Raw genomic sequence first — 22822 nt, forward strand, 5'->3', positions numbered from 1 at the left:
ATGGTGTTTTCAGATACTAATCAGGAATTAATTTCACAGCTTTCTGAAATGGTCGATGAGCTATTTTTGGCTCTAGATCAACTGGGGGAGGATACAAATACTTGTTATGTCTATCTTAATAAAGTTAGAAATATCTTAAGGGCGAAAGATAGTAAAGGGATGAAAAACGTGAAAGATCATCTGATGATGGATTTTCGGATGATAGAAGATCGGCAGCTCGAAGGGGATGTATTGGATGAAATTATGGAAAGAATTTATCATCACGTGAATTCTAACGAGGTTTTTAGGTGGAAATAGGGGGCAGACCCTGAGGGATCCCCACAAATCTACTCCAGAACCTGCGCCTGTTGATGTACCTCGGCTCGCAACGCGCGAAAAAGGAGACAGATTTATTTGTTTGCTCAGTTCTTAAATAAATCTGTCCCATTTTTTTCCAAGAACGAAAAAGGGGACAAAATTATTTTCGAAGCGTAAACGGCGCTGGCGCCTGTTTTCGAAGCATATAAATAGATCTGTCCACTTTTTTGTTGACTTTGTTTCTATGTGCGACTTGAGTGAGCTTTGAATAATTTATCTGGATCTGTTCCTGGGCATGAGAGGGGGCAGAAAAAAGTTGTTTTTAATTTATCTACTTGGAGTTTTTCATGAAAAAAACCTCACTACTAATGTTGGTCTTAATTCTGACATTACCAGGCTGTAAATCCCACGTCAGAGACTCTTCCCCCACCGTGCTCAACGACGGCATCCAACTGCACCAAAACAAAGTGACCGTTGATGCCCAGCACGCCAAGGTCATCATGAAAGCGTCGGGTGCCACCTATCCGGTGGAGTTCTCGATCAGACGCGCAGCCGATCCTGACCAGCGTATGGATCTGCAGGGAACCGTAGTGGATACCGGCCGGGGCAAGGTGTTTGGCTGGATTGCCAAGGTCAACGAAACGGTTCACAGCGCTACCTTGAAACACTTCCCGCAGTTGGAAGTACAAGCTGACCCTGATCAGCCGTTTGAGGTGTCGGGCTACGCCAGCGGCGAGAGCATCGGGACTGGGTACCGCTGTGGTCCGATCAGAAGCACTTTTACACCGGAACGAAGCAAGGTCTATCTGGTGGAGTTTCAGTTTGTGGGTGATCGTTGTGAACAGCATGTCTACGATGTCACCCAGCCGCAGGAGCGTATTCCTGTGGCGAGCGTGCGTTAGGCCTATCCCGCTATATACCAAAGGATTGATAACACATGGAAATCAGCAATACTCAGAGCGAGTATCGGAAGCCCAGTAACCTAGCGGGCTTGGGGCATCGGTGGGGAGGGCAAATGATTGACTCTCTGGTCACTTTTTTTCTGTTCTTCCTCGTAGGGCGAACAGCTGAGTTTGTTGGTTCTTCACCCAACGTGGTCGCCTTTCTGGCTTTAGGCTCTGCTGCGGCATATTACTTGTTTTCCGATGCAATGCCGAACGGTCAAAGCCTGGGTAAGAAGCTGTTGGGGATGTCTGTAATCGATGAGCGCAGCCACCTTAACTGTAGCCTCTACCAATCTTTTATGCGCAACATCACCACGCCGTTTCTGAATATCTTAGATTGGATATTTATTTTCTTTGGCTCGCGGAAACGACTTGGCGACATGCTTGCATCTACGATTGTGATCCGATCCAAGTAAGGGCGACTGCTGTAGCGAGAGAAGGGGACGGATTCGAATGGCACTTATTTAACTTTCTTTGGGTGTCCATTCTTAAAGGTAGGTGGGGGCAGATCACGTTTTTTATGCGATTTATTATGGAAAACGTTGTCTGTCCCCGTTTTTTCGTTTTTCTAATGAGTCCTGTTACAGGTCGTGTTGGCCCGGCGCCCGCGTTGCTAAAGACACTTTCCTACGCAGGTATTAAGGTAGAGGTGCATTAACTATGAGTTTCACAACAACTTATACCCCGGTCACCACAGCTTTTGCGTCGATGACTAAAAAAGAGCTGCGTGATTTTTATGGCGGATTTGTATTAAACCTGCCTTACTGTTTGGATGAGTTGATTCAGGCTGTTTGGCAGACCCGCGGATTTGAAAGCTGGAACGCAGACTTCTCGCCGGAATCGTTGGATGTACTGGGTGAGTGGTTTGCAACGAAAATTCAAAAAAGAGATTTGAGTTCAGAGGGAGTAACATGCTCGACAGTAGGTCAGATAAGTCTTGACGCCAGGGACTTGGCCGATGAGGAAAAAACTTTGGCAGTAAAAGTTGGTATGTACTATGGAGAGGTCGCAATTAGAAATCACCCGTCACTAAGTTGGATGCAATTAAAGGGCAGTAAAAAACTTGCTGATTACGGGCAGCCTGTAGTAGCCGGTCCAAGTATTATTCCAACCAATCCTGTGAGGGTCGCCAATGCGTTTGCTTGGGGTATCGCTGACGGCTCTAGAGTCGGTAGTCGGCTCCGAGAAACTTATGATTGCTGGATGAAAATGATAAGTGATTTGGCAATAAATTGATTCTAGTCCGGTGGTCCAAAAGAAACTAGAGCCACCGATATGGGAAAAAAGGGGATCTAACCAGTGGTGAAATTTGCATCCGGTTCCGGGTGGAAGTGCTCACCAAGGCGACGTCCATGCCCCATCAAGTCCAACTACACAGCGTTTCCGCAGCACCCCCGAGGCTACCATGAACATGTACGAAAATTTAGAAACCTTTAATGCACTGGGATGCGCGCTATTGGGGCGGCTGACTCCTGTTTCTTCAGGGGAAGTGAGTACGATGCGGCGTCGGTGGCCGGCGGCTCCCGAGGAGTACTTTGCTTTTATGCAGGAGCGGGGGCACGGTGAAATCAAGGAGGACGACTGCGCGCTGCCGCTTTTGACGATGCTACCGATGTTGCGTCCTGCTGCGGCAGACTACTTCGGTGATGATGGGATTTATAAAGACGGGCCCTATGAGCCGGGCGCGAAGGGAGAGGTGTGGCTGTTCGGCTGGGATAGCACCGGGACTGCTTTCGGTTTCGACAGCGGAGACAACTGGCGACTGTTGGAAATCGACAATATGCGTTGGATAACGCGACTTGACTTGTCTTTTTGTCAGTTCGTCGAAGGGCTGCTGGTTTGTTACCCACAGCGGCCAGTGAGCTTTGCGAATGGAGTTTGGCGCGACTCGGCAGATGTTTCTTACAGCGCACCGGCATAGACGCAACAGCCTGCCGAACCTAAAAATAGTGGATAAAGGGACAAGTCGAGAAAGGGGGGATTTAATAGGTGAAGTGAAAAGGGGGACAGATTTATTTGTTTGCTCAGTTCTTAAATAAATCTGTCCCCTTTTTTAGTCTTTTTTAAGTCGGCTGCATGACCCACGCCCGGCGCAAGTTTTTCGATCAGCACGTGGCGAATAAAAGTCAGTTGGCAGAACAGGCGCTGCACTCGATTGGCGGTTTGTCCAAAGTTGAACGCCAAGCGCGGGACATGAGTGATGAGGATCGCTTGCGGATACGGCAAGAAAAAGCGGCGCCGTTAGTGAAAGCCCTGCACGATTGGATGTTGACCCAGTGCGATCTTGTTCCCAACGGATCAGCGACGGCCAAAGCCTTAGATTACACCCTTAAACGCTGGGTAGCGCTGACGCGCTACCTAGAAGATGGAGCTGTGCCCATCGACAACAATCCAGTCGAAAACCAGATCCGACCATGGGCACTTAGACGCTCGAACTGGTTATTTGCTGGATCGCTGCGCAGTGGCAAACGGGCCGCTGCGATCATGAGCTTGATCCAGTCGGCGCGTATGAATGGGCTTGATCCGTATGCTTACATCAAGGACGTTTTGACTCGTCTGCCGACACAGCAGGCAAGTGAGATTGATCAACTGCTGCCGCATAAGTGGATGCCGGCCTAGTCATGCGAGACGATTGGCTGGACGCTTGCGGTCTAGGGAATGGCCTGAGGCGATGAACGAGCGACGGCGCCCACCTTATCTGCATCATCCTGGGCAGCTCAACTGTTCAGGGTGAAGCTCAATGGAAAAGAGTGTGCTGTTCCTGGCCAGGTAGTAATGCTCCTGGTGAAACTTGAACCTGCGCATCATCGCCAGCAACTGCGGTTCCTTGCAGGCCAGTTGCTCCAGATCACGGCGTATTCTCGCCTCCATGCTGACCTTGCGTTCCTCGGAGAGGCTGCTCGCTGCTAAGTCGATCCTGTAGCGGTAGAAGATCGTGTCACCGTACGTCAAACCGACGTACTCAAGGGTGGTAATTGCATCCAGTTGCTTTGGCAGGGTCGCGTTCAACTGGGCGAGGCGCTCGACCAGCAGCGCCTGTTGGGCCACCTTCTCCTGCTCGGCCTTGAGCGCGAAATAGCGTCCAATCCCGGCAATCAGTACCACCGCAGCGATACCCAGATAGAAATTACGCGGGTTGCGCCGCTTCTTCGGCGCCAGCTTCATCAACATCTTGAATGACTCGTCCTGAGCATGAAAAAGCCCCTAGCGAAACTAGGAGCTACGGGTGAAAACGGCATAGCCTGACACAATACCCCGGGGGAGCACTCGGCCAATCCGGGGTGGTTATCAGGGCGAGCACTGCGTGAGCTGTCTGCCCAGGCCTGAACTGACTTCACTAACTAAGTGCCGTTCAAATCTATTCCTCTTTCATCTGGCGGCGAGATCAAGCCCAGTTAGGGTTTGGTCGATTGAGTGAAAGCCCAAGCAAATACGATAACCGCAATTACTGGTCGGATTAGATCCGTAGCTGGCGCCTGACTGGTAAACACTCGAAGGCCGAAAAATATGAACACTGCTAGGGCTGCGAGAGCACCCAATACCGAAATCCAGCGGAAATATCGTGGAAACATCACACTACTCCTTTACAAAAATGAGAGGCGGGGGCAGACCAGGTTTTTTTGAGTAAGTGGCATTGCCTCTTCGATAAAATATGGCCTACCCCCGTTTGTCCTATGTACCCTTTCTCTCTGAGTTAGATTTCAATCGGCAGGTTGGGTCAGGTCTCCATCAGCACCAACAGTCACACTCACCTCTTGGCGCTCACCCGTCGTGGAAATCTCATAAACCTTCATGATGTAGTTATCCGCGATCACCGTTTCAACGAGGTAGTTCTTATGCGGTTTCGGTGTGAATAGCAGTGGGGCTGGCTGTGGCGTTATGGAGTAGCCGAACAATGAATGCATGGGAATACCGTTGAGGGTGGCTATCTGCCTTTTCACCGCCGCATTCACTTTCAGGGTTTTTTCGGCCTCTACCAACTTATCAATACTGTCTGTGCCACCTGCTATTTTCTTCAGGTAACCCGGTATGCGCTGGAAGTAATTTGCATCGTAGACAGGCTCGCCAGCGGAAGACATGGCGTACTCACTCGCGTCGGCAGCCCCCAGGGAATAGCTGACCGGATGATCACCTGCGCCGCCGAGGGTGCGGAAGGTAAGGCTTGCATGATGCTCATCCGATGCCAGTGGGGCCACCGGCTTGGAGGAGGGTTGAACACTCACTTGGCGGCTGCCACAACCGGTCATTACAAAAGCGAGAGTCATTGCTAACGGAAGAGTGAGATGTTTTTTCATTCGATCCATGAACTGAATGTGGGTGGATATTTGGGCTTGTGAAGCAGGCCCAGTATATCCAGAGAACCAATGGCTGGGGCGATGCGAGTCAATCCGGGATCCTTCCACGGAGGGTATTAGCGGCACTGTCTCTATTGGAGCGTGAATCGGGCGACCTTATAGTCGCCCGTTTTCATGTACTACACAGCGCGCTCGCCCAAGCCCACGCTTGCTTCCAGTGTCGGATGTATCGGCATAGCAGCGTAAGAAAAATATGCATATTCACGGGAAAACTGACTCCGACGAGTCTCTTTAATTACCGCCCCCCGTATCTATTGATCGTCCCGCGAATAAAGGTTTTTTCTTCGAAATATCCCCTCACATTGAAAGCCATTGCCTCAGAAATTCCTCATCTACTCTGGTTTCGCAGATCACTGATCTGTCGTAATCAGCAGTCGCAAGGAGCGATCAATGTATTTTGAGATTTACAGGCAAACCCGTGGTATCGCACAAACTGGCAAGGGCCAATGGCGCTGGCGTTTGCGGGCGGGGAATCATGAAACGATTGCCAGTGGGGAGGCTTACCTCAACAAGTCTGATTGCGTGCACGCCATCAGTTTGATCAAAGGGACTCATGATCAGACCCCGGTCAAGGAGATATAAGCTCCAGGGCGGTGAAGCTGCTCAGTCGGAGCAGCTTCGTTTTTTCGGGCTCCCTGTTTTTATCGATCAGGTCATTTGCCAGCCTGCATAGACGCCGATTACGACACCTCCCTAAACTGTCCCCCAAGTCTTGGGGACCGGGGTGCAAGGGATGAATCGCAACGAACTGCGCAAGGCCGACATCAACCTGATGGTGGTGTTCGAGACGTTGATGCTCGAACGCAACGTCACGCGGGTGGCGGAGAAGCTGTTCCTCGGTCAGCCGACCATCAGTGCGGCGTTGAATCGTTTGCGGACGATGTTCAATGATCCGCTGTTTATTCGGGTTGGCCACCGTATGGAGCCGACGGCGCGGGCCGAGGAAATTATTCAGCACTTGTCACCGGCGCTGGATTCGCTGTCGGTGGCCTTGAGCCTGACCCACGATTTCGATCCACTCAGCAGTACCATGACTTTTCGCATCGGGCTGTCGGACGATGTCGAGTTCGGCCTGTTGCCGCCGCTGCTGCGGGCTTTGCGCCAGGAAGCGCCGAAGGTGGTGTTCGTGGTCCAGCATGTCGACTACTGGCGCATTCCTGACCTGCTGGCCTCTGGTGATATCACCGTTGGTATCAGCCAGACCCGCGGCCTGCCGGCCAACGCCAAGCGCAAATTGCTGCGACACATCCAGCCCAGTATTTTGCGTGCAGATGCATCAGATACACCGCTGACCCTCGATGAATATTGTTCGCGGCCGCATGTGTTGGTATCTCACACCGCCAATGTCAGTGGCTATGCCGATGAGTGGCTGGCAGAGATCGGTCGTACGCGCCAGGTAGTGTTGTCTGTCCCGCAATACAGCTCGTTGCCAGCCTTGCTCGCCGGCACCGATCTGATCGCCAGCCTGCCCGATTACACGGCCGAAGCGATGGCCGCGTCCGGTCAGTTGTTCAAGGAGCCGTTTCCGTTCAAGACGCCAACTCTGGACCTTTCCATGGTCTGGCTCAGTCATGTCGATAACGATCCGGCCGAACGCTGGCTGCGCTCGAGACTGGAGGCGTTCATGAGTGAGCGTCCGATTCTTCCGCTGTCCCAGTGAGTAGGGCAGCGGCGCTGTGTTATATGTACAACCTTTCTGCCAATCTTCAGGAGCCCCTCTATGCCTCACCTGCACATGGAATACACCGCCAACTTGCCCGAACTGAATGCCGACGTGGCGTTAATGCGACTCAACAATGCGTTGATGGCTTCCGGTCAGTTTGCGGCCGAGTTCGATATCAAAAGTCGTGCAGTGAAGGTCGAAAGCTTCAAGGTTGGCACCGCACTGGGCGAGCGGGCTTTTGTGCATATCAAGCTGGCACTGTTGAGCGGGCGTTCGGCGGAGATCAAGAAGCAGTTGTCGCAAAGCCTGTTGGCAGTGTTGCAGGACTTGTGCGAATGGCCGGCCAACGTAGAAGTGCAGTTGTGTGCGGAAATTCTGGATATTGATCGTGAGTCCTACACCAAGACTGCCATTGGCCTCTGACAGGCCAGGTTTCGGATTCAGAGCAAACCTTGTTCCCCACAGGCTTTGATCACTTGCTCGCGAAGCCAGGTATTGGCGCTGTTCTGATCGCTGGCTTCGCTCCATTGCATGTCGAGAGTAAGTGCTGGCAAGCCATTCGGTGCTTCGCAATGACTGAATACCGCCTCATTGGCCAGCAGCGTTTGAATGCGCCGCGGTAGCGTCAGGATGAGGTCGGTGCCGGTGATCATCTTGAGGGCTGCTCTGTAGCTGTTGGATCGCTCGATAAGCTGTCGTTTGTGATCGACTCTATGGGTGTCGAAAGTCCTGTGCGGAGGGAGCACGTGACGATGTTCCATGAACGATCGCAAACTTGGGCGCAATTGCGGCGGTGTTGCGCGTTTATCGAAGACGTAAACCAGCTCGTCTTCAACCAGCCTGCGGGATTTGAAGCCAGTGTGGCTGTGTTGAGAATCGGAACCGAAGCAGATCACCAGATCGAGGCTGCCCTCGCGCAGTTCATCGACGGGCAGGGCGGTATCGAGTTTTTGCACATTGACGATCACTGGCAGGTTGGCGAAGTCGAAGTTCCTCAACAGCCGCGGCAATACCAGCAGTTCGAAGTATTCCGATACGCAAATGTTGAAGGTGACTGCTTTTAGAGTCGGATCAAAGGCTTGAGCTCCGGAATGGCAGAAGTTGATGCCTTCCAGAATCTTCAGCACATGCTCGTGTATGGTGGTGGCTTTGTAGGTTGGACGCATTCCTGATCGGGTGTTGATGAACAAATCATCTTCGAAGCCGGTGCGCAGCTTTTTCAGCGAATAGCTGACGGTGGACTGGCTGACCCCGAGGGTTTCGGAGACGGCGGTGACGCTGCTTTGTTCATACACGGCGACGAACACCATGAGGTCCTGCATATCGAGCTTTCTAAGTAAATTGCTGTTAAGCATCTGCCCCATCTCGATGAACTCCCTGTTCTGTTTTGAACGAGATCTATCCATAAAAGGATAACGGAACGATAGTGCCAGGAGAATGCCTTGTAGGAAGCTTCATTGTCAGATGTGGGACACAACGTGTAGGTAACACGACCTGAGCACTCAATCGCCCAGCGAGTTCTGGCCCGGAGGGGCTTTCCGGGATTTTCTGGATCAGCGCGCACGGCTTGAAAGTGATCGGTATCAGCTGCCAGGCACTGAATACCCACCACCCAAGCGCTGAAGTTACACCCGGACACTTGGCTGCGGTCGGGTCCAGTAAAGCTATATGTTAGTAATTCTTATTACAGAAAGCCGTCTTGTGCACACACGCTGACAATTTGTTCGCGAAACCAGTTATTGGCGCTGTCTTGACCTGGTTTCTCGCTCCATAACATGTCCAGCGTGAAGTTCGGTAAACCCGTCGGCGGTTTGCAGTGGCTGAATCTGGCTTCATTACTGATCAGCATCTGGATGCGCCGAGGCAGAGTGAGAACGAAATCGGTCCCGGGGATCATGTTGAGTGCCGCAACGTAACTATTGGCCCGTGCCACAATTTGGCGGGTGTAGTCCCATTTGCTGAGCCAGCCATCCACCATATTGGTGTCTGAAGTCCATGGTGTCGGGAAGATATGCTGGCGTGCGACAAAGGTGTCCAGGCTGAACTCGCCCTCTGGAGGCGCGAAGTTTTTATCGACGACGCAGACCAGGTCATCTTCCAGCAGTACTTGTGATTTCAGGTTTTTAGCGCCGTGATGAAAGTTGGGGCCGAAACAAATAACCAGATCGAAGCGGCCATCCATAAGTTCTTCATTAGGAATATCTCTGTGGAATTTCTGGATGTTTACAATGACCGGAAAGCTACTGCCGATAAAACGTTTTAATAAGTTTGGCAGTATCAGAAGTTCAAAATATTCAGGGGCGCAAATGTTAAAGGTGATCTCTTTTTGCGCTGGGTCGAATGAGTGGAATCCGGAATGGCATATGTTTATGGATTTCAGGATTTTGAGAACATGGCTGTACATCGTGGCGGCCTTGTGTGTTGGCCACATGCCATTGCGGGTATTGATGAAGAGCTCGTCGTCGAAACTCGTGCGCAGCTTTTTCAGGCAGTAACTCACCGTGGACTGGCTGACGCAAAGGGTTTCGGAGACCTCGGTGACGCTTCTTTGTTCATACACAGCCACGAAAACCATAAGATCCTGCATATCCAGTTTTCTTAGCAGATTGCTATTAAGCATAAAATCCTTCTCGGTGAAAATCCATGTGTGTCACTTTACGTCGTGTTTTGTGACAGGGTTGTTTATTTATATATTAGTGGAAGCAATTGGTTTTTTAAATAGTCTGTCGGAAATTTCCTCATATATTCTCATTTCACTTACAGAGAACCCTGAGCAGGGATAGGAGGGCGAAGTGTTGGTACGCGTCACGGAAAGTCAAACGCCGTTATGGATGCAGGCGACTGAAGTTGTGAAAGAAAAGTTTCGCAGCTCTTATAAGGCATCCGTAGAACCGAGCCCGCAGTATTTTGCGGTCACCCAGGACAGTGAGGAACGGATTCTTTCTTGCGCCGGTATAACTTTTGCGGATGACCGCACACTGTTCTCGGAGCAATACCTGTCGCAACCGATAGAAACGATTCTGTCCCAGCGTTTTGAAAAGATGATTGATCGGTCAGTTATTGCTGAGATAGGCAGTTTGATTTCTCATCATCTGACGGCCGGAATGATCATGGTCAACATGGTTCCGCTGTTGTCCTGGTGCATGGGGGCTCAATATTTGCTCTGCACCGTTACACCCCGGGTCCGGAAAATGATGGAAAGCTGCCAGATCGATTTCGAACCACTACTCACGGCGGACCCTCAGCGTCTGGCCGACGATGGTGGCAAGAACTGGGGTACCTACTACTCGAAATTACCCGTCACCGGTTTTATCCGTGTGGACCCGAAACGTTCGCGATTCGCCGCTATGACCCTCGGTACTTTGTTCACTCAGTTGCCGAGCAATTTGCCGGCGAGGGCGCAGTCATGAGCGGTCGTTTCATTGCCGATTTGCGGCTTGCGTTGCAGGTCAATCGCCAGAAGGTCTGTGCTATCGATTGTGCTCCGAGCGGCCTGGAACACGCCGCTGTCATGACCTATGGTGAGCTGGAGTCCCGGGCGCTGAATCTGGCGGCAGAACTGCAGCGACGTTTCTCCACGGCGGCTCACGGCGACCACGTTGTACTGGGAATTGCGACGCGTAACAGCAGTGACTGGCTGATTGCCGATCTGGCTTGCCTGTTTGCCGGAATTACCGCACTGCCTTTGCCGCTGGCATTCAGTCAGTCCCAGGCCGAGCACCTTGCCGAGCGTTGTGACGGATTTCTGGTGGATGCCGCGGGCGAGCGGACGCTGGCTGAACGGTGGATGCTGGACTTTCCCGACAGCCGCCTCAGACGTATCGGCGAACCTGCCCTGGAGCAGCCGTTGTTGCGAGAGCCGGACGGCGATAGCGCCTGGATCTGCAAAATCATTCATACCTCTGGGACTACCAGCCGACCCAAGGGCGTGCGCCTGAGCACGGCGGCGGTGGGGGCGGTGTTGGCTTCACTGCGCCAGTGGATGCCGGTCGATGCCCATCGCAGCTACCTGTCACTGGTGCCATTGAGCCTGCTGCTGGAGCAAGTGACTGCCGCGTATTTACCGCTGCTGGCCGGTGGGATCGTACATTTTCTGCCTGAAGGCGAGGCGCTGCTGGGGGAGCCGGGAACGTCACCGCAGCGTTTGATCGAATGGATTCTGCGGGTCGAACCGACGGCCTTGACGGTACCACCGGTGATGCTCAATCGCTTTCACGAACTCTTGACCGAAGGTGGAGCGCAGGGTGAGCGCCTGTCTCGTTACCTGCATTCGGGGGTGCATATCACTTGCGGCGGCGCGGCCGTCAGCATCGATATCCTGCATGCCCTCGCCGAGGACGGTATCCCGGTGTTCCAGGGTTACGGGCTCTCCGAGAACGCCTCGGTCGTCAGTATGAATACCGTGCAGCACCAACGTCTGGGCAGTGTGGGCAGGCCGTTGCCGCATGTTCAGGTGCGCATCGGCGCTGACCAGACCATTGAGGTCAAGAGCAGTTCGTTGTTCAGCGGCTACTCGGGCAAAGACCCGAGCGCCTGTTCGATGTCCGACGATGGCTGGATGGACACCGGGGATCTGGGGGAGCTGGATGCTGATGGCTTTCTCTATGTTCGCGGTCGCAAGAAAAATGTGATCTGCCTGCCCAATGGCCGCAACGTCAGCCCGGAGCAGGTCGAGTTGGAGTACCGCGAATATCCCGGTGTGCGCGATGCCGCTGTGTTTTTCGATGAGGCTCATGGTCTGGTGGCATTGTTGTGTGTTGAGTCGGCACCGGATCGCGATGAGCTGGCCAGTTGGTCAGCCCGGCGCTTTTCCGATATCGAGCGACCGAGCCGCCTGTGGTTGTTGACCAAGGACGATCCATTGCTCGAACAACTCTATACCGTCACCGGCCGTCCCAAACGCGCCGATATCGCTACTGTTTTCGCCAATCTGCAAGGGAATGCATCTGATGAACACACCTGCCTATCACTGTGAAAACCCCGACGTATCCATTATTGAACCGCGCCATTTCGCAAGCCTGGGCAAGGCCGAGCTGTACGACTTGCTGGGGCATTACGGTGTCGTCGTGTTACGTAACTGCATCCACAATGCCGAGGATTTCAGCGCCTATGTGAAGCAGAACAGCTCGCGGCTGAGCCTCGACCCGGCTCGGGTCATGGTCGGTGGAGCCGCGCAGCTGGTGGATGCGGGCCGCCAGGCGATCGGTCTGCATTGCGAGAATGGTAACTCGCCGTTCTGGCCGGACATCACCTGGTTCTATTGCCAGGAAGCACCGCGCACAGGCTCGCAAACCACCTTGTGCGACGGTGAGAAAGTACTGGCGAAGCTGTCACCCGCCTGCCGTACATTTTTCGAGAACAACCCGATTCGCTACAGCCGCACCGTTGCCGGCGACAAATGGCGCCGGCTGGTTTGCCACTATTCGCCTGCGCTCTCGGACCCGGCGGCGGTCGGGATCGAAGATCTGATGCAGATCATCGGCGACGATCCGCAGACACAGATCTCCTTCAATGCGTTTGATGATTCGATTCATTACGCCTTCAGTACCCCGGCGATTCTGGTCTCCGAATTCAGCCAGCGCCCAGCGTTTGCCAACAGCATTCTCGGGCCGTCCTTCAACTATGAAGTGCCGGTGATCGATACGTCGTCCGGGCAGCCCATTCCCGGCGAGTTCCTGCACGAAATCGCCGAGGTTTCCGCGCAATACACCTACCCCGTCGGCTGGCGTGACCATGACATGGTGATGATCGACAACCGTCGGGTCATGCATGGTCGTGAGGCCATCGTTGACGAGCGCCGCCGTATCTTCAATGCCCTGAGCTACCGCTGAGACCTATTTATGAAGACCCATAACAAACAGATCATTTCTGGTCAGTACGAGACGTATATCGACGGTGACGGTCGCCAGATAATCGATCTGGCCGGCGGGTTTGGCTTTCAGGTGCCAGCGGTGATCGAGGCGGTCAGCCTTCAGGCGCAAAGCATGGGGCTGTCCAATCGGGTGCTGATGTCCGACCCACTGATCGCTTTGTGCCGTCGCTTGGCCGAGTTGCTACCGCAGCCGCTGGTCAGCTCTTATGTGTGCAGCTCCGGCGATGAAGCATTCGAAGGCGCCTTGAAGCTGTGCAAAGGCCTCAAGCCCAAGGGTAAAACCATTGTCGTTGTCCAGGGCGGCGACTATGGCTCGCTGAGTTATGGACGTTGCCTCAGCACGCCGCAAGGCTATCTGGAAATGCAGCGTTTCCTGGGCTTCGAGCTCGTGGCGATCAGGCATGTCCGCGACCTGGATAAAGTGAACTGGAACGATTGCTTCGCGGTTTGCCACACCAGCACCGTGATTGATGGAGACGGTCGCTTGCGCCTGATAGAGCAGGTGCTACTCGATCACTTGTATGTCGCGGCGGCCAATGCGTCGGTGCCGGTCATCGCGGTTGATGTGCAAAGTTGTCTGGGGAGCCTGGGCACGCTGTTTGGTTTCCAGCGTTATCGCAATACCCCGGACATTGTGGTGTTGGGCGGCCCACTGGGCGGCAGCGCGATTCCTATCGGCACCTATACCTGCAGCGAACAGATGGCGTATCAGGTCTATGGACGCAGCAGCCCGGCGAAACATGGCAGTACCACCGCCGGCAACCCGATGGCTTGTGTGGCCGCCATGGCGGCACTGGATTATGTGCAGGCACATGACCTCCCCAGGCAGTGCCTCAGTAATGGCCAGATTCTGGCGCAAGCGCTCGCCTCATTCGGCGCTGTCGCCTGCGGTGCCTGGGTCAGCCTGCCGCTGCCAGACGACCTTAAACCCGCCGAATTGTGCGAGGAGCTTTATCAGCGTGGCGTCTATGTCAGTGCACCCCGTGGCCGCGAGTTGATTCTGCGTTGCCCGATCACCGCACGAGCCGAACACATCCAGCGCGCATCCCGGATCATCAAGGAGATTTTGAGCCATGTCTTTAACCCTATCGCATGAACAACTGCTGGATGATTGCCAGCGGCATTGGAGTGCCTCGGCGGCCAAGCTCTATCGCTTGGGTAAAACCAGCGTCGAAAAGGAAGCCGATGGCATCTATGTCACCGACCATGCCGGCAAGCGCTTTATCGACTGTGCATGCAGCTATGGGGTGTTTATCGTCGGTCATCGCAATGCGATGGTGCGTGAGCAGGTACAGACCCAGTTGAACCAGATGGCCTGGGTTCCGGAAGGTCGGGTGCATCCGCTGCAAGGCGCATTGTCCGAGCGTCTTCGGAGTCTGGTGCCGGGTGATTGGGGGGACGTGCAATTCATGGTCTCGGGTGCCGAAGCCATCGAACAGAGCATGCGTTATGTGCTCAAGGTGCAGCAGCACCGGCGCGGAATCGTGATAATGAGCGATTCCTATCACGGCAAGACGATGGCGGCGATGAGCATTCTCGGGCAAAAACAGCACCATCGCAGCTATGGCACCGCGGCCTCGGAAGTGACTTATGTGCCGTACGGTGATTTCGCTGCCTTGCAGAGAGCGGTTGGCGAAGGTGTGCGTGCGGTGTATGTCGAGCCGATTCTGGGGGGCGCCCACTTACAGGTTCCGCCCGTGGGTTACATGGCGAATATCCGCGCCCTGTGCGATGCCACTGACACCTTGCTGGTGGCCGACGAAATCCAGACCGGTTTCGGCCGCTGTGGCAAGTGGTTCGCCGTGCAGTATGACGACATCGTGCCGGACATCATGATCCTCTCCAAAGGCCTGACAGGCGGCTACACCTCGTTTGCCTGCGCGATGTACAGCCAGCGACTGACCACGCAATACCCGCTGAGCGAGATCGAGCCTGACCAGCGGACCAATGGCGGGCATCCGGTGGCGTGCGCCTCGGCGCTGGCCGCTATCGATTACATCGAGCAGCACAACCTGGTCGAGCAATCACGGATCAATGGCGGTTTGCTGCGCCATGGCCTGCAACGGCTGGCTCAGCGTTATCCGCAGATTGTCGAGGATGTGCCCGGTGTGGGCTTGATGACCGGCTTGCGTTTGCGCGGTTCGGTCTACGAAGCACTGATGAGCATGGAGTTGGGCAAGCGTGGCGTGCATGCCGGGCATTCCATGAATGAAAAAGCCGCGCACCCGGTTCTGCGGTTTTACCCGCCGCTGAACATCACGCCCGAAGCGCTTCGGCATGTCCTGACGATGACCGAGGAAGCCCTTGAGGCGATCGCCCGGCGTCCGAAGTTGGCGGTCAAGGCGTTTTCTCTGGTGGTCAGAAACATGTACCACATCCCCAACAAGCTACTGCGCAGCAAAGGAAAGCCCTGAGTATGTTCAATCCCGACACGTTGACCCTGCGCGAAATGGCCGGGTTGCTGCGCCGTGGTGTGCTGACCAGTGTCGACTTGCTGGAGTTCTACCTGCAGCGTATTGCCGAGCGCAATCGGCAGATCAATGCCCTGATTCAACTGGAGTCTGTCGACGAACTGCGTCGACAGGCCCGGGAGGCCGATGAGATGGCCCGCACCGGAAAGATTCGCGGCCTCTTACACGGGATCCCCATGACCATCAAGGACGTCTGCCATGTGCGCGGCTTCCGGATGTCGCGAGGCCTGAAGGAATTGCTGGGCGAGGCCAGTCAGGAGGATGCCACGGTCGTCGCAAGGCTTCGGCAGGCGGGTGCGATCATCCTCGGGATCACCAATGTTCCCGAGTTGTGCATGGCGTTTGATACCAACAACCTGTTGTATGGCCGCACGCTCAATCCCTATGACGGGCAGCGCTCCGCTGGCGGTAGCAGTGGCGGTGAAGCGGCGGCCATCGCGGCCGGTTGCTCGCCGGCCGGGCTGGCCTCGGATGCTTGCGGCAGCGTGCGCATTCCTGCGCATTTCAATGGTATCTGCGGCATGAAGCTGACCCAGGGGCGTGTGCCGTTGACCGGCCAGTTTCCCAGTGATCGCTCCGGGTTGTTTCATCTGACGTCGGCGTTTGGCGTGATGGGGCGTTATGTCGACGATCTGGCGTTACTCGGGCAACTGATCAGCGGCGCTGACGGCCACGATCCAGACACCGTCGATGTGCCTTTCGCCGAGAGTAAGCCCTTGGCCCAATTGCGTGTCGCACTGTCTTGGGAATCCACCAGAACCCAAGTGAGCCCGGCGGTGCAGCAGGTTCTGCAACGGGTCGAGAGTTGCCTGAGCAGTGTGGTGGCGCAGGTTACACCGACGGCTCCGCAGATGCTCGACGAGGCTTGCGATGTGCTATGGCGGGTTTTCATCACGGGCGCGGATGCCGGGCGTGGCTGGAAGCGTCTGTTCCAGTCCATGGACAAACAGACCTATGCGCCCGCCACCGCAGCGTTGATTCGCTTGAGCGAAGAGGTCGAATTGAGCGTGGATGAATTGAAGCGCGACTGGATTCTGATTGATACGTTTCGCTATCACCTGGCGAAGTTCTTCAATCAGCATGACCTGTTCATTTGTCCGGTATTCCCGGACGTGGCATTTGCTCATGGCGAGTCTTTGCAGGATCGTGATCGCTATGCCTTTGTGTTTCCGTTCAGCCTCTCCGGTTCACCGGCGGTGGTCATTCGCGCGGGGCATGATCCAGTCAGCGGGATGCCGATCGGCATCCAGATAGTCGGCCCGCACTGGCAGGAAGAGCGGCTGCTGGCCGTGGCCAGTTTCCTTGAGCGCGAACTGGAGCGCTGGAGTCCGGTGGCCCCATTGGACGCAGTCACTCTCTGACGGATCTCAAGCCGTAACGGTTCTGGCGTTACGGCTGGTGATCACCAATGCCAGAATGCCGACACCCACCAGCACGGCACCGGTGAGTTCTATCAGCACCGGTTGCTGTCTGAGCCAGAACCAGTGAAACAATGTGACAAACAAGGTGTTCAGGTAGACGTAGGAAACCACCGTAGACGGTGAAATCACCCCGATTGCCCGATGCAGCAGCCAGAATGTCGCGAGGGTGCCAAACAGCGCCAGGTATACCAGCCAGAACATATCGCTCGCCGACAACTGCGCGCCGCTGCGCCAACCGCCGTTAAACAGACAGAACACTAACAAAAACAGTGAGCCGAACAGCATGTTCCAGAAGGTCATCGCCACCGGGTCGCGCCCCTTCAAGGTCTTGACCTTGAATCGCTGGCTCAGAGGCGAATAAAGCGCCATCGCCAGGCAGCCGACGCCGAAGACCAGTACCGGGTACAGTGCAGGCAGTTCGCCTGGAGCCGTCCCTTTGAAAATCAGCAGCAGGGCACCGATCGCTGCAATCGACATCGGTAACAAGCGGCTCTTCAGGCTTGGGCTCCGCAGCAGGAACACCTCGAAAAATAACGTCATCAGCGGCACCAGCGTATACAGCGTCGCGGTATTGACCGCGGTGGTATGGCGCAGCGCTTCAAACAGCGAACCAAAATACGTTGCCAGCAGCAGCCCAAGAACTGCATGCGCCAGCAAGCCTCTGGCCGAGATCGGTGAGGTGTTTTTCAATAACAGCAGTGGCAAGAACATCAAGGCTGAAAACAACAAACGCAGCCCGGTCAACAGGATTGGATCTATCGATTGGCTGACCTCTGCCGCTGCAAAGAAAGACGATGCGATCAGCATCGCCCAGATCAGCATGCCCCAGTGAGCTTCTGCAAAACCGACTTGTTTCATGAGTTCCTTACCCTGCGTTTGAGCGGTAAACCGGACATGTAGGAAAACAGACTATTGGATATGCTGCGCGTATTGCCTTGGGTTGAAGCGCAGCACCATTACAATCATCACCGCCATCACCGCTGTGAGTGACCACCAGGCCCATTCGAAGCTACCCAATTGGTCGCGAATCATCCCGGCAATCAGCGGCGAGAGGCCCGCGATCAGGTAACCGATGCCTTGTACGAAGGCCGTCAGGCCGCCGGCACGACGCGGGTTATCCAGGTGATCAAGGGACACGATCAGGCTCATCGGGAACAGACCGCCAATGCCCAGGCCCAGCAGGCACGGCCATAGCAGGCTAAAGCGTTCCGGGCTGAGGATCAGGCCGCAGAAGCCGGCCATGATCAAGGCCAGCAGAACGACCAGTACCAGACGCTTGTCCTGGCTGCGGTTGGCAATCGCGGGTGTTATCAGCCCGGACACGACTTCCATGGCCGTGAGAAACCCCAGCAATAAACCGGCATTCTGTTCGCTCCAGCCTTTTTCCACGTAATACGGAGCTAGCCAGGCCAGTACACAGGTGTAGGAGGCCGTGCCCAAACCGAAGAAAATCGCCAGCAACCAGGCCCGTGAGTTACCGACGAAGGACTCCTGGCGCCCCATCGGCGCCGCCGGCAATGGCGCGATTGCCGAGCGCTGGGCAAGCCAGAACGCCAAGGCCACCAGCGTCAGGAGTGCCCAGATTGCCAGGCCCATCCGCCAACTACCGGTTTGCGCCAGGACGAAAGGCGAGAACGATGCCGCAATCGCCGCTCCGCCCATGATCGAGGTGACATACAAACCCATGAACAGCGAAACGTTGTCGCTGAAGCGTGACTTGATCAACGCCGGCATCACCGCCTGGATGAGGGCGATCCCCAGCCCGGCCAGTACCGCGCTGAGGATCAGCTCAAGGGTGCTGTCCAGATACAGCCGCGAGACCGTGGCCACACCGATGATCAACAAGGACAGGATGATGGTGCGGTGTTCGCCAACCCGTTGTGCGATGCGCATTCCCAGGAACATCGCCAGGCCCATCGCCATGACGGGCAGCATGGTCAGCAGCGAGGCGGTACTGAAACTTAATGGAACGTCGCCGCGAATGGCCGACAGCAATGGCCCGACAGCGGCCATCGATGGCCTCAGGTTCAGTGCCACCAATACCACGCTGACCATCAGCCATCCGGCATAGGAGCTTGAAGTACGAACGTTTTCCATGACGGAGCCCCAAATTTACAAGACTTTGATTAGGCCGCTCCAAGCCAGCAGGGGCAAACTGAAAAGTCGCTGGCGCTATCGAGAAATTAGGTTGGTTGCCGGGAGGAATGTTTAGCCAGTCTGTAACCAAGGTTCATCAAGTCTGGATTTAACGGCTTATCTGCCCGTGTGACGCTGCTTTGCATCTGTTTACCGCGGTCTTTTCCATGGACATCTGGCTGATCGGAATCAAACATGAGGGGGCATCGGGTGCCACTTCAAGCCTTCAGCCATGTCACCTATACAGGCCTGCCAGCGTGCCGAGCCTGTCTGTACTCCCTTCTGAACTGGCCTTCTGGGCACTGTGGCATTGCCGCCACGCCCGCCCGCCGGATTCCTGCATCTCCCGCTGATTGTTCTGACAGGTCCCGCGCTGTGCGCCGGGATCAAACCGGCGGCGCCTGTGCGTTTGCCTGACGCGGATAGACGAGAATTCCCATGAGCTGTGCCACGACATCCTTCGCCACGAAAGAAGAAGCCCAGTCCTTTCTGGAACACAATCCGGATATCGAGATGTTCGAGCTGTTCATCCTCGACAACAACGGTGTGCCACGGGGCAAGCTGCTGCATCGCGATGAACTGCTGGCGGTGTACGAGAGCGGGCGACCGCTGCCGAGTACCATTCTGGGCCTGACCATCAATGGCGATGACGTCGAAAATTCCGGGCTGGTCTGGGACGTCGGTGATATCGATTGCCGGGCCTACCCGATTAGCGGCAGTTTGCAGCGCATGCCGTGGCGATTGATTCCCACGGCGGCGGTGCAGGTCAGCATGCATCCAAAAGAAGGCATGCCCGCGACCATCGCCGACCCACGGCACCTGCTGGCCAAGGTCATCGAAGGCTTGCAGGCCGACGGTTATTACCCGGTGATGGCGGCGGAGCTGGAGTTCTATTTGCTGGATCAGCAGCGCGACAGCAACGGTCGGCCGCAGCCTGCACGCGATGTCGATGGCGGGCGGCCACGCGCCACACAGGTTTATGGCTTGCGGGAACTAGAGCAGATTGAGTCGTTTCTGGCCGACCTTTACAGCGCCTGCAAGCTGCAAGGCATTCCGGCGCGCACAGCGATCTCCGAATACGCGCCGGGGCAGGTGGAAATCACCCTCGAACACCGCACCGATGCTTTGCAGGCGATGGATGAAGCAGTGCGCTACAAACGGTTGGTCAAGGGCGTGGCCCACAAGCATGGGATGGCGGCGTGTTTCATGGCCAAGCCTTTCGATGATCTGGCCGGCACCGGCATGCACATGCACGTCAGCCTGGCGGACAAGGAGGGCAATAACCTGTTCGCCAGCGCTGCCCCAGACGGCACGCCGCTGCTTAAACAAGCGGTCGGCGGACTGCTCGGCACGTTGCTCGATTCATTGCTGCTGTTTTGTCCGAACGCCAACTCGTACCGCCGTTTCCAGACCAACAGCTACGCACCATTGGCGGCCACCTGGGGCGTGGACAACCGCACCGTGAGTTTGCGGGTGCCCGGCGGGCCGGCATTCTCCCGGCATATCGAGCACCGCATCTGTGGTGCCGACGCCAACCCGTACCTGGCGGCTGCGGCGATCCTGGCCGGGATTCATCGCGGCATCCGCGAGCAGCTTGACCCTGGGGTTCCCGTGGAAGGTAACGGGTATGCCCAGGCCACGGAATTGTTACCGACCGACTGGTTGACCACGTTGCGAGCGCTGGAGGCATCGAACTGGGCGCGGGAAGCATTTGGCAGTGAGTTTCTTGGCGTGTATCTGGCGGTGAAACGTGCCGAATACCGGCAGTTCATGGGTGAAGTTGGTGAGCAGGACTGGCGCTGGTATCTGCATCAGGCGTGAAACTGGTTTTCACTGCCGAAAGTTTTGGCCTAATGCCATGAGCCAACTAATCGTTGGCTTCTTTTTCACGAAAAATTGATGGTTGTCTGCTTAAGATTTGTGTTGTCGCGGTAAATGAAATTTTCACATTTGCCGTGGGCACTTCTTTTCAGGAACAGCCGTTCATCATGTTGAAGTTCAAAGCCGTGCGCCCCGAGTGGGTGACGTTGATTGCCAGCACCTTTTTATTGGCAGGGTTCAATTCAGTTCTCTGGCAACACCTCTTCGATATCACCGCAACAGACGGTCAAGGCATCGCCATGCGTGTCGCGTTCGGGGCGATGATCCTGGCAATCTTCAACATTGTGCTGACCTTGCTGGCATTCCGGCCTGTGATGAAACCCGTGTTGACGCTGATCTTTTTGATCAGTGCTGGCGTGGCTTACTTCATGAGCCAATACGGTGTGCTGATCGACGCGGGTATGTTGCGTAACTTTGCCGAAACCAATGCCACGGAAGTGCGCGATCTACTCTCGTTGAAGTTGTTTGTTTATATTGTACTGCTCGGTGTTTTACCGTCGTGGTTATTGTGGAAAACGCCGGTTAATTATCGTCGTTGGCACCGTGAGTTATTAAGTAAAGTGCTGGTGAGTGTCGCATCGGTTGCAGTGATCGGCGGTGTCGCATTGGTCAATTATCAGGGCCTGTCGTCATTGTTTCGCAATCACCATGAATTGCGCCTGATGGTGGTGCCAAGCAACTACATCGGTGCCTCGCTCGGCTATCTGCGCGAGCAAGTGGTTTCTGCCCGGCAGCCCTTCATCAACATCGGTGAAGACGCTCGGAAAAACCCGATCTGGCAAACCCACGGCCGTAAATCCCTGACGGTGCTGGTGGTGGGCGAAAGTGCTCGGGCCGAGAACTTCGGGATCCTGGGTTATGGCCGCGACACCACACCCAAACTGGATAAAGAGGCCGGCCTGATTGCCTTCACCGATGTGCATTCTTGCGGCACGGAAACGGCCGTGTCGGTGCCCTGCATGTTCTCCAACATGGGTCGCAAGGATTACAACGCCAGCAAGGCGAAGAACGAGGAAGGTCTGCTGGACGTGCTCAAACACGCGGGTCTGGAGGTGATCTGGCGGGATAACCAGTCAGGCTGCAAAGGTACTTGCGATCGAGTCACTGTCGACAACGTGAGTAACCTGAAAGACCCGGCGTTGTGTGCCAATAGCGAGTGCCGCGATGAAATTCTCCTGCAAGGTTTGCAGCACTTTATCGACACGCTGGATAAAGACACCGTGCTGGTACTGCACCAAATGGGCAGTCACGGTCCGGAATACTTCAAGCGCTACCCGAAAGAGTACGAACACTTCACCCCGGTGTGTGAAAGCAATGCACTGAACAATTGCAGCCGCGAAAGTATCGTCAATGGCTACGACAACACGTTGGTGTACACCGACCATGTGCTGTCGACCTTGATCGATTTGTTGCGCAGTAATCAGGACAAAGTCGATACCGCGATGCTTTATCTGTCGGACCATGGCGAATCGCTGGGCGAATACAACCTGTTCCTTCATGGCACGCCTTACATGCTGGCGCCGGAACAACAGAAGCATGTAGCGATGCTGGCGTGGTTCTCCGACAGCTATCAAAAATCGTTCTCGGTGGACACCCATTGCCTGCAACTGAGTCGCGAAAAGCCCTTGAGCCAGGACAACCTGTTCCATTCCATGCTTGGCCTGCTGGAGGTCAACAGCAAGGTCTACGACCCGGGGCTGGACATGTTTGCCGGTTGTCGCGGTGCGGTGATCGACGGTGTGCTGGCCAAAGAATGAGTCCGTCGACCTTTTTTTCACGCGC

At 55.3% G+C, this 22822-nt stretch carries 22 protein-coding genes and 1 pseudogene; 17 read left to right on the forward strand and 6 right to left on the reverse strand.

Annotated elements, in window-relative coordinates; all coding sequences use genetic code 11:
- The 6 genes and pseudogenes from AB3226_RS21460 to AB3226_RS21485 form a co-directional block, all read left to right on the forward strand.
- Positions 1-297: a hypothetical protein gene (locus tag AB3226_RS21460; RefSeq protein ID WP_367374517.1), complete on the forward strand. Its 297-nt coding sequence runs from the start codon at positions 1-3 to the stop codon at positions 295-297.
- A 347-nt stretch (positions 298-644) separates the two neighbouring features.
- Entirely contained in the window at positions 645-1199 is a 555-nt protein-coding gene (locus AB3226_RS21465; protein WP_367374518.1) for a hypothetical protein, read from the forward strand.
- Between the two features lie 35 nt (positions 1200-1234).
- Positions 1235-1657 carry an RDD family protein gene (locus tag AB3226_RS21470; RefSeq protein ID WP_367374519.1) on the forward strand — a complete coding sequence of 141 codons (423 nt, stop codon included), beginning with the start codon at positions 1235-1237 and terminating at the stop codon, positions 1655-1657.
- 244 nt (positions 1658-1901) lie between these two features.
- Positions 1902-2477 (forward strand): hypothetical protein, encoded by a 576-nt coding sequence (locus AB3226_RS21475; protein ID WP_367374520.1) that lies wholly within the window; start codon positions 1902-1904, stop codon positions 2475-2477.
- Between the two features lie 169 nt (positions 2478-2646).
- On the forward strand, positions 2647-3162 hold the full coding sequence (locus tag AB3226_RS21480) for a hypothetical protein (protein WP_367374521.1): 516 nt from the start codon (positions 2647-2649) through the stop codon (positions 3160-3162).
- 146 nt (positions 3163-3308) lie between these two features.
- A pseudogene (locus AB3226_RS21485) lies at positions 3309-3860 on the forward strand (IS66 family transposase); the annotation flags it as partial.
- Positions 3861-3944: 84 nt separating this feature from the next.
- Here the strand turns inward: AB3226_RS21485 and AB3226_RS21490 are convergent.
- Both AB3226_RS21490 and AB3226_RS21495 read right to left on the reverse strand, forming a co-directional pair.
- A complete protein-coding gene (locus AB3226_RS21490) occupies positions 3945-4412 on the reverse strand; it encodes a hypothetical protein (protein WP_367374522.1) in 468 nt (155 codons plus the stop codon).
- Positions 4413-4942: 530 nt separating this feature from the next.
- The gene (locus AB3226_RS21495) at positions 4943-5536 is read right to left on the reverse strand and encodes a hypothetical protein (protein WP_367374523.1); all 594 of its coding nucleotides are present in this window, start codon (positions 5534-5536) and stop codon (positions 4943-4945) included.
- A 450-nt stretch (positions 5537-5986) separates the two neighbouring features.
- Here AB3226_RS21495 and AB3226_RS21500 point away from each other — a divergent pair, with 450 nt between their 5' ends.
- The 3 genes from AB3226_RS21500 to AB3226_RS21510 all read left to right on the forward strand — a co-directional run bounded on the left by AB3226_RS21500 (position 5987) and on the right by AB3226_RS21510 (position 7682).
- The gene (locus AB3226_RS21500; RefSeq protein WP_367374524.1) at positions 5987-6178 is read left to right on the forward strand and encodes a YegP family protein; all 192 of its coding nucleotides are present in this window, start codon (positions 5987-5989) and stop codon (positions 6176-6178) included.
- A 151-nt stretch (positions 6179-6329) separates the two neighbouring features.
- Positions 6330-7256 (forward strand): LysR family transcriptional regulator, encoded by a 927-nt coding sequence (locus tag AB3226_RS21505; protein ID WP_367374525.1) that lies wholly within the window; start codon positions 6330-6332, stop codon positions 7254-7256.
- Between the two features lie 60 nt (positions 7257-7316).
- On the forward strand, positions 7317-7682 hold the full coding sequence (locus AB3226_RS21510) for a 5-carboxymethyl-2-hydroxymuconate Delta-isomerase (RefSeq protein ID WP_123721939.1): 366 nt from the start codon (positions 7317-7319) through the stop codon (positions 7680-7682).
- Positions 7683-7699: 17 nt separating this feature from the next.
- Here the strand turns inward: AB3226_RS21510 and AB3226_RS21515 are convergent, their stop codons facing one another.
- Positions 7700-8614 (reverse strand): LysR family transcriptional regulator, encoded by a 915-nt coding sequence (locus AB3226_RS21515; RefSeq protein WP_367374526.1) that lies wholly within the window; start codon positions 8612-8614, stop codon positions 7700-7702.
- Between the two features lie 329 nt (positions 8615-8943).
- Positions 8944-9879, reverse strand: coding sequence for a LysR substrate-binding domain-containing protein (locus AB3226_RS21520; protein WP_367374527.1), 936 nt, complete (start codon positions 9877-9879; stop codon positions 8944-8946).
- A gap of 172 nt (positions 9880-10051) precedes the next feature.
- Between AB3226_RS21520 and AB3226_RS21525 the strand changes: the two genes are divergently transcribed.
- From AB3226_RS21525 to AB3226_RS21550, 6 genes are read left to right on the forward strand one after another with little or no spacing between them, the layout of a single operon-like run.
- Entirely contained in the window at positions 10052-10669 is a 618-nt protein-coding gene (locus AB3226_RS21525; protein ID WP_367374528.1) for a thermostable hemolysin, read from the forward strand.
- Positions 10666-12234 (forward strand): AMP-binding protein, encoded by a 1569-nt coding sequence (locus AB3226_RS21530; protein WP_367374529.1) that lies wholly within the window; start codon positions 10666-10668, stop codon positions 12232-12234. Before AB3226_RS21525 ends, AB3226_RS21530 begins: the two co-directional genes overlap by 4 nt.
- Entirely contained in the window at positions 12209-13090 is an 882-nt protein-coding gene (locus AB3226_RS21535) for a TauD/TfdA family dioxygenase (protein WP_367374530.1), read from the forward strand. Before AB3226_RS21530 ends, AB3226_RS21535 begins: the two co-directional genes overlap by 26 nt.
- 9 nt (positions 13091-13099) lie before the next feature.
- Entirely contained in the window at positions 13100-14227 is a 1128-nt protein-coding gene (locus tag AB3226_RS21540) for an aminotransferase class III-fold pyridoxal phosphate-dependent enzyme (protein WP_367374531.1), read from the forward strand.
- The gene (locus AB3226_RS21545; protein ID WP_367374532.1) at positions 14205-15545 is read left to right on the forward strand and encodes an aspartate aminotransferase family protein; all 1341 of its coding nucleotides are present in this window, start codon (positions 14205-14207) and stop codon (positions 15543-15545) included. The genes AB3226_RS21540 and AB3226_RS21545 overlap by 23 nt, the downstream gene beginning before the upstream one ends.
- Before the next feature lie 2 nt (positions 15546-15547).
- The gene (locus tag AB3226_RS21550) at positions 15548-16963 is read left to right on the forward strand and encodes an amidase (protein WP_367374533.1); all 1416 of its coding nucleotides are present in this window, start codon (positions 15548-15550) and stop codon (positions 16961-16963) included.
- A 6-nt stretch (positions 16964-16969) separates the two neighbouring features.
- Here AB3226_RS21550 and AB3226_RS21555 read toward each other — a convergent pair whose 3' ends face one another.
- Positions 16970-17881 carry a DMT family transporter gene (locus AB3226_RS21555; protein WP_367374534.1) on the reverse strand — a complete coding sequence of 304 codons (912 nt, stop codon included), beginning with the start codon at positions 17879-17881 and terminating at the stop codon, positions 16970-16972.
- A 51-nt stretch (positions 17882-17932) separates the two neighbouring features.
- Complete coding sequence (locus tag AB3226_RS21560) at positions 17933-19120, reverse strand: cyanate transporter (RefSeq protein WP_367374535.1); 1188 nt, start codon at positions 19118-19120, stop codon at positions 17933-17935.
- A gap of 477 nt (positions 19121-19597) precedes the next feature.
- Here AB3226_RS21560 and AB3226_RS21565 point away from each other — a divergent pair, with 477 nt between their 5' ends.
- Positions 19598-20980 (forward strand): glutamine synthetase family protein, encoded by a 1383-nt coding sequence (locus tag AB3226_RS21565; protein WP_367374536.1) that lies wholly within the window; start codon positions 19598-19600, stop codon positions 20978-20980.
- A gap of 167 nt (positions 20981-21147) precedes the next feature.
- Positions 21148-22797 carry a phosphoethanolamine transferase gene (locus AB3226_RS21570; RefSeq protein WP_367374537.1) on the forward strand — a complete coding sequence of 550 codons (1650 nt, stop codon included), beginning with the start codon at positions 21148-21150 and terminating at the stop codon, positions 22795-22797.
- Positions 22798-22822 lie beyond the last annotated feature (25 nt).

This window comes from Pseudomonas lini (assembly GCF_964063345.1).
GTDB lineage: Bacteria > Pseudomonadota > Gammaproteobacteria > Pseudomonadales > Pseudomonadaceae > Aquipseudomonas > Aquipseudomonas lini_B.

Bases quoted from the DNA above. Each gene is read 5' to 3' on its own strand.
- AB3226_RS21460 (WP_367374517.1), top strand. From the start codon at position 1: ATGGTGTTTTCAGATACTAATCAGGAATTAATTTCACAGCTTTCTGAA.
- AB3226_RS21465 (WP_367374518.1), top strand. From the start codon at position 645: ATGAAAAAAACCTCACTACTAATGTTGGTCTTAATTCTGACATTACCA.
- AB3226_RS21470 (WP_367374519.1), top strand. From the start codon at position 1,235: ATGGAAATCAGCAATACTCAGAGCGAGTATCGGAAGCCCAGTAACCTA.
- AB3226_RS21475 (WP_367374520.1), top strand. From the start codon at position 1,902: ATGAGTTTCACAACAACTTATACCCCGGTCACCACAGCTTTTGCGTCG.
- AB3226_RS21480 (WP_367374521.1), top strand. From the start codon at position 2,647: ATGAACATGTACGAAAATTTAGAAACCTTTAATGCACTGGGATGCGCG.
- AB3226_RS21490 (WP_367374522.1), bottom strand. From the start codon at position 4,412: ATGTTGATGAAGCTGGCGCCGAAGAAGCGGCGCAACCCGCGTAATTTC.
- AB3226_RS21495 (WP_367374523.1), bottom strand. From the start codon at position 5,536: ATGAAAAAACATCTCACTCTTCCGTTAGCAATGACTCTCGCTTTTGTA.
- AB3226_RS21500 (WP_367374524.1), top strand. From the start codon at position 5,987: ATGTATTTTGAGATTTACAGGCAAACCCGTGGTATCGCACAAACTGGC.
- AB3226_RS21505 (WP_367374525.1), top strand. From the start codon at position 6,330: ATGAATCGCAACGAACTGCGCAAGGCCGACATCAACCTGATGGTGGTG.
- AB3226_RS21510 (WP_123721939.1), top strand. From the start codon at position 7,317: ATGCCTCACCTGCACATGGAATACACCGCCAACTTGCCCGAACTGAAT.
- AB3226_RS21515 (WP_367374526.1), bottom strand. From the start codon at position 8,614: ATGCTTAACAGCAATTTACTTAGAAAGCTCGATATGCAGGACCTCATG.
- AB3226_RS21520 (WP_367374527.1), bottom strand. From the start codon at position 9,879: ATGCTTAATAGCAATCTGCTAAGAAAACTGGATATGCAGGATCTTATG.
- AB3226_RS21530 (WP_367374529.1), top strand. From the start codon at position 10,666: ATGAGCGGTCGTTTCATTGCCGATTTGCGGCTTGCGTTGCAGGTCAAT.
- AB3226_RS21535 (WP_367374530.1), top strand. From the start codon at position 12,209: ATGAACACACCTGCCTATCACTGTGAAAACCCCGACGTATCCATTATT.
- AB3226_RS21540 (WP_367374531.1), top strand. From the start codon at position 13,100: ATGAAGACCCATAACAAACAGATCATTTCTGGTCAGTACGAGACGTAT.
- AB3226_RS21545 (WP_367374532.1), top strand. From the start codon at position 14,205: ATGTCTTTAACCCTATCGCATGAACAACTGCTGGATGATTGCCAGCGG.
- AB3226_RS21550 (WP_367374533.1), top strand. From the start codon at position 15,548: ATGTTCAATCCCGACACGTTGACCCTGCGCGAAATGGCCGGGTTGCTG.
- AB3226_RS21555 (WP_367374534.1), bottom strand. From the start codon at position 17,881: ATGAAACAAGTCGGTTTTGCAGAAGCTCACTGGGGCATGCTGATCTGG.
- AB3226_RS21560 (WP_367374535.1), bottom strand. From the start codon at position 19,120: ATGGAAAACGTTCGTACTTCAAGCTCCTATGCCGGATGGCTGATGGTC.
- AB3226_RS21565 (WP_367374536.1), top strand. From the start codon at position 19,598: ATGAGCTGTGCCACGACATCCTTCGCCACGAAAGAAGAAGCCCAGTCC.
- AB3226_RS21570 (WP_367374537.1), top strand. From the start codon at position 21,148: ATGTTGAAGTTCAAAGCCGTGCGCCCCGAGTGGGTGACGTTGATTGCC.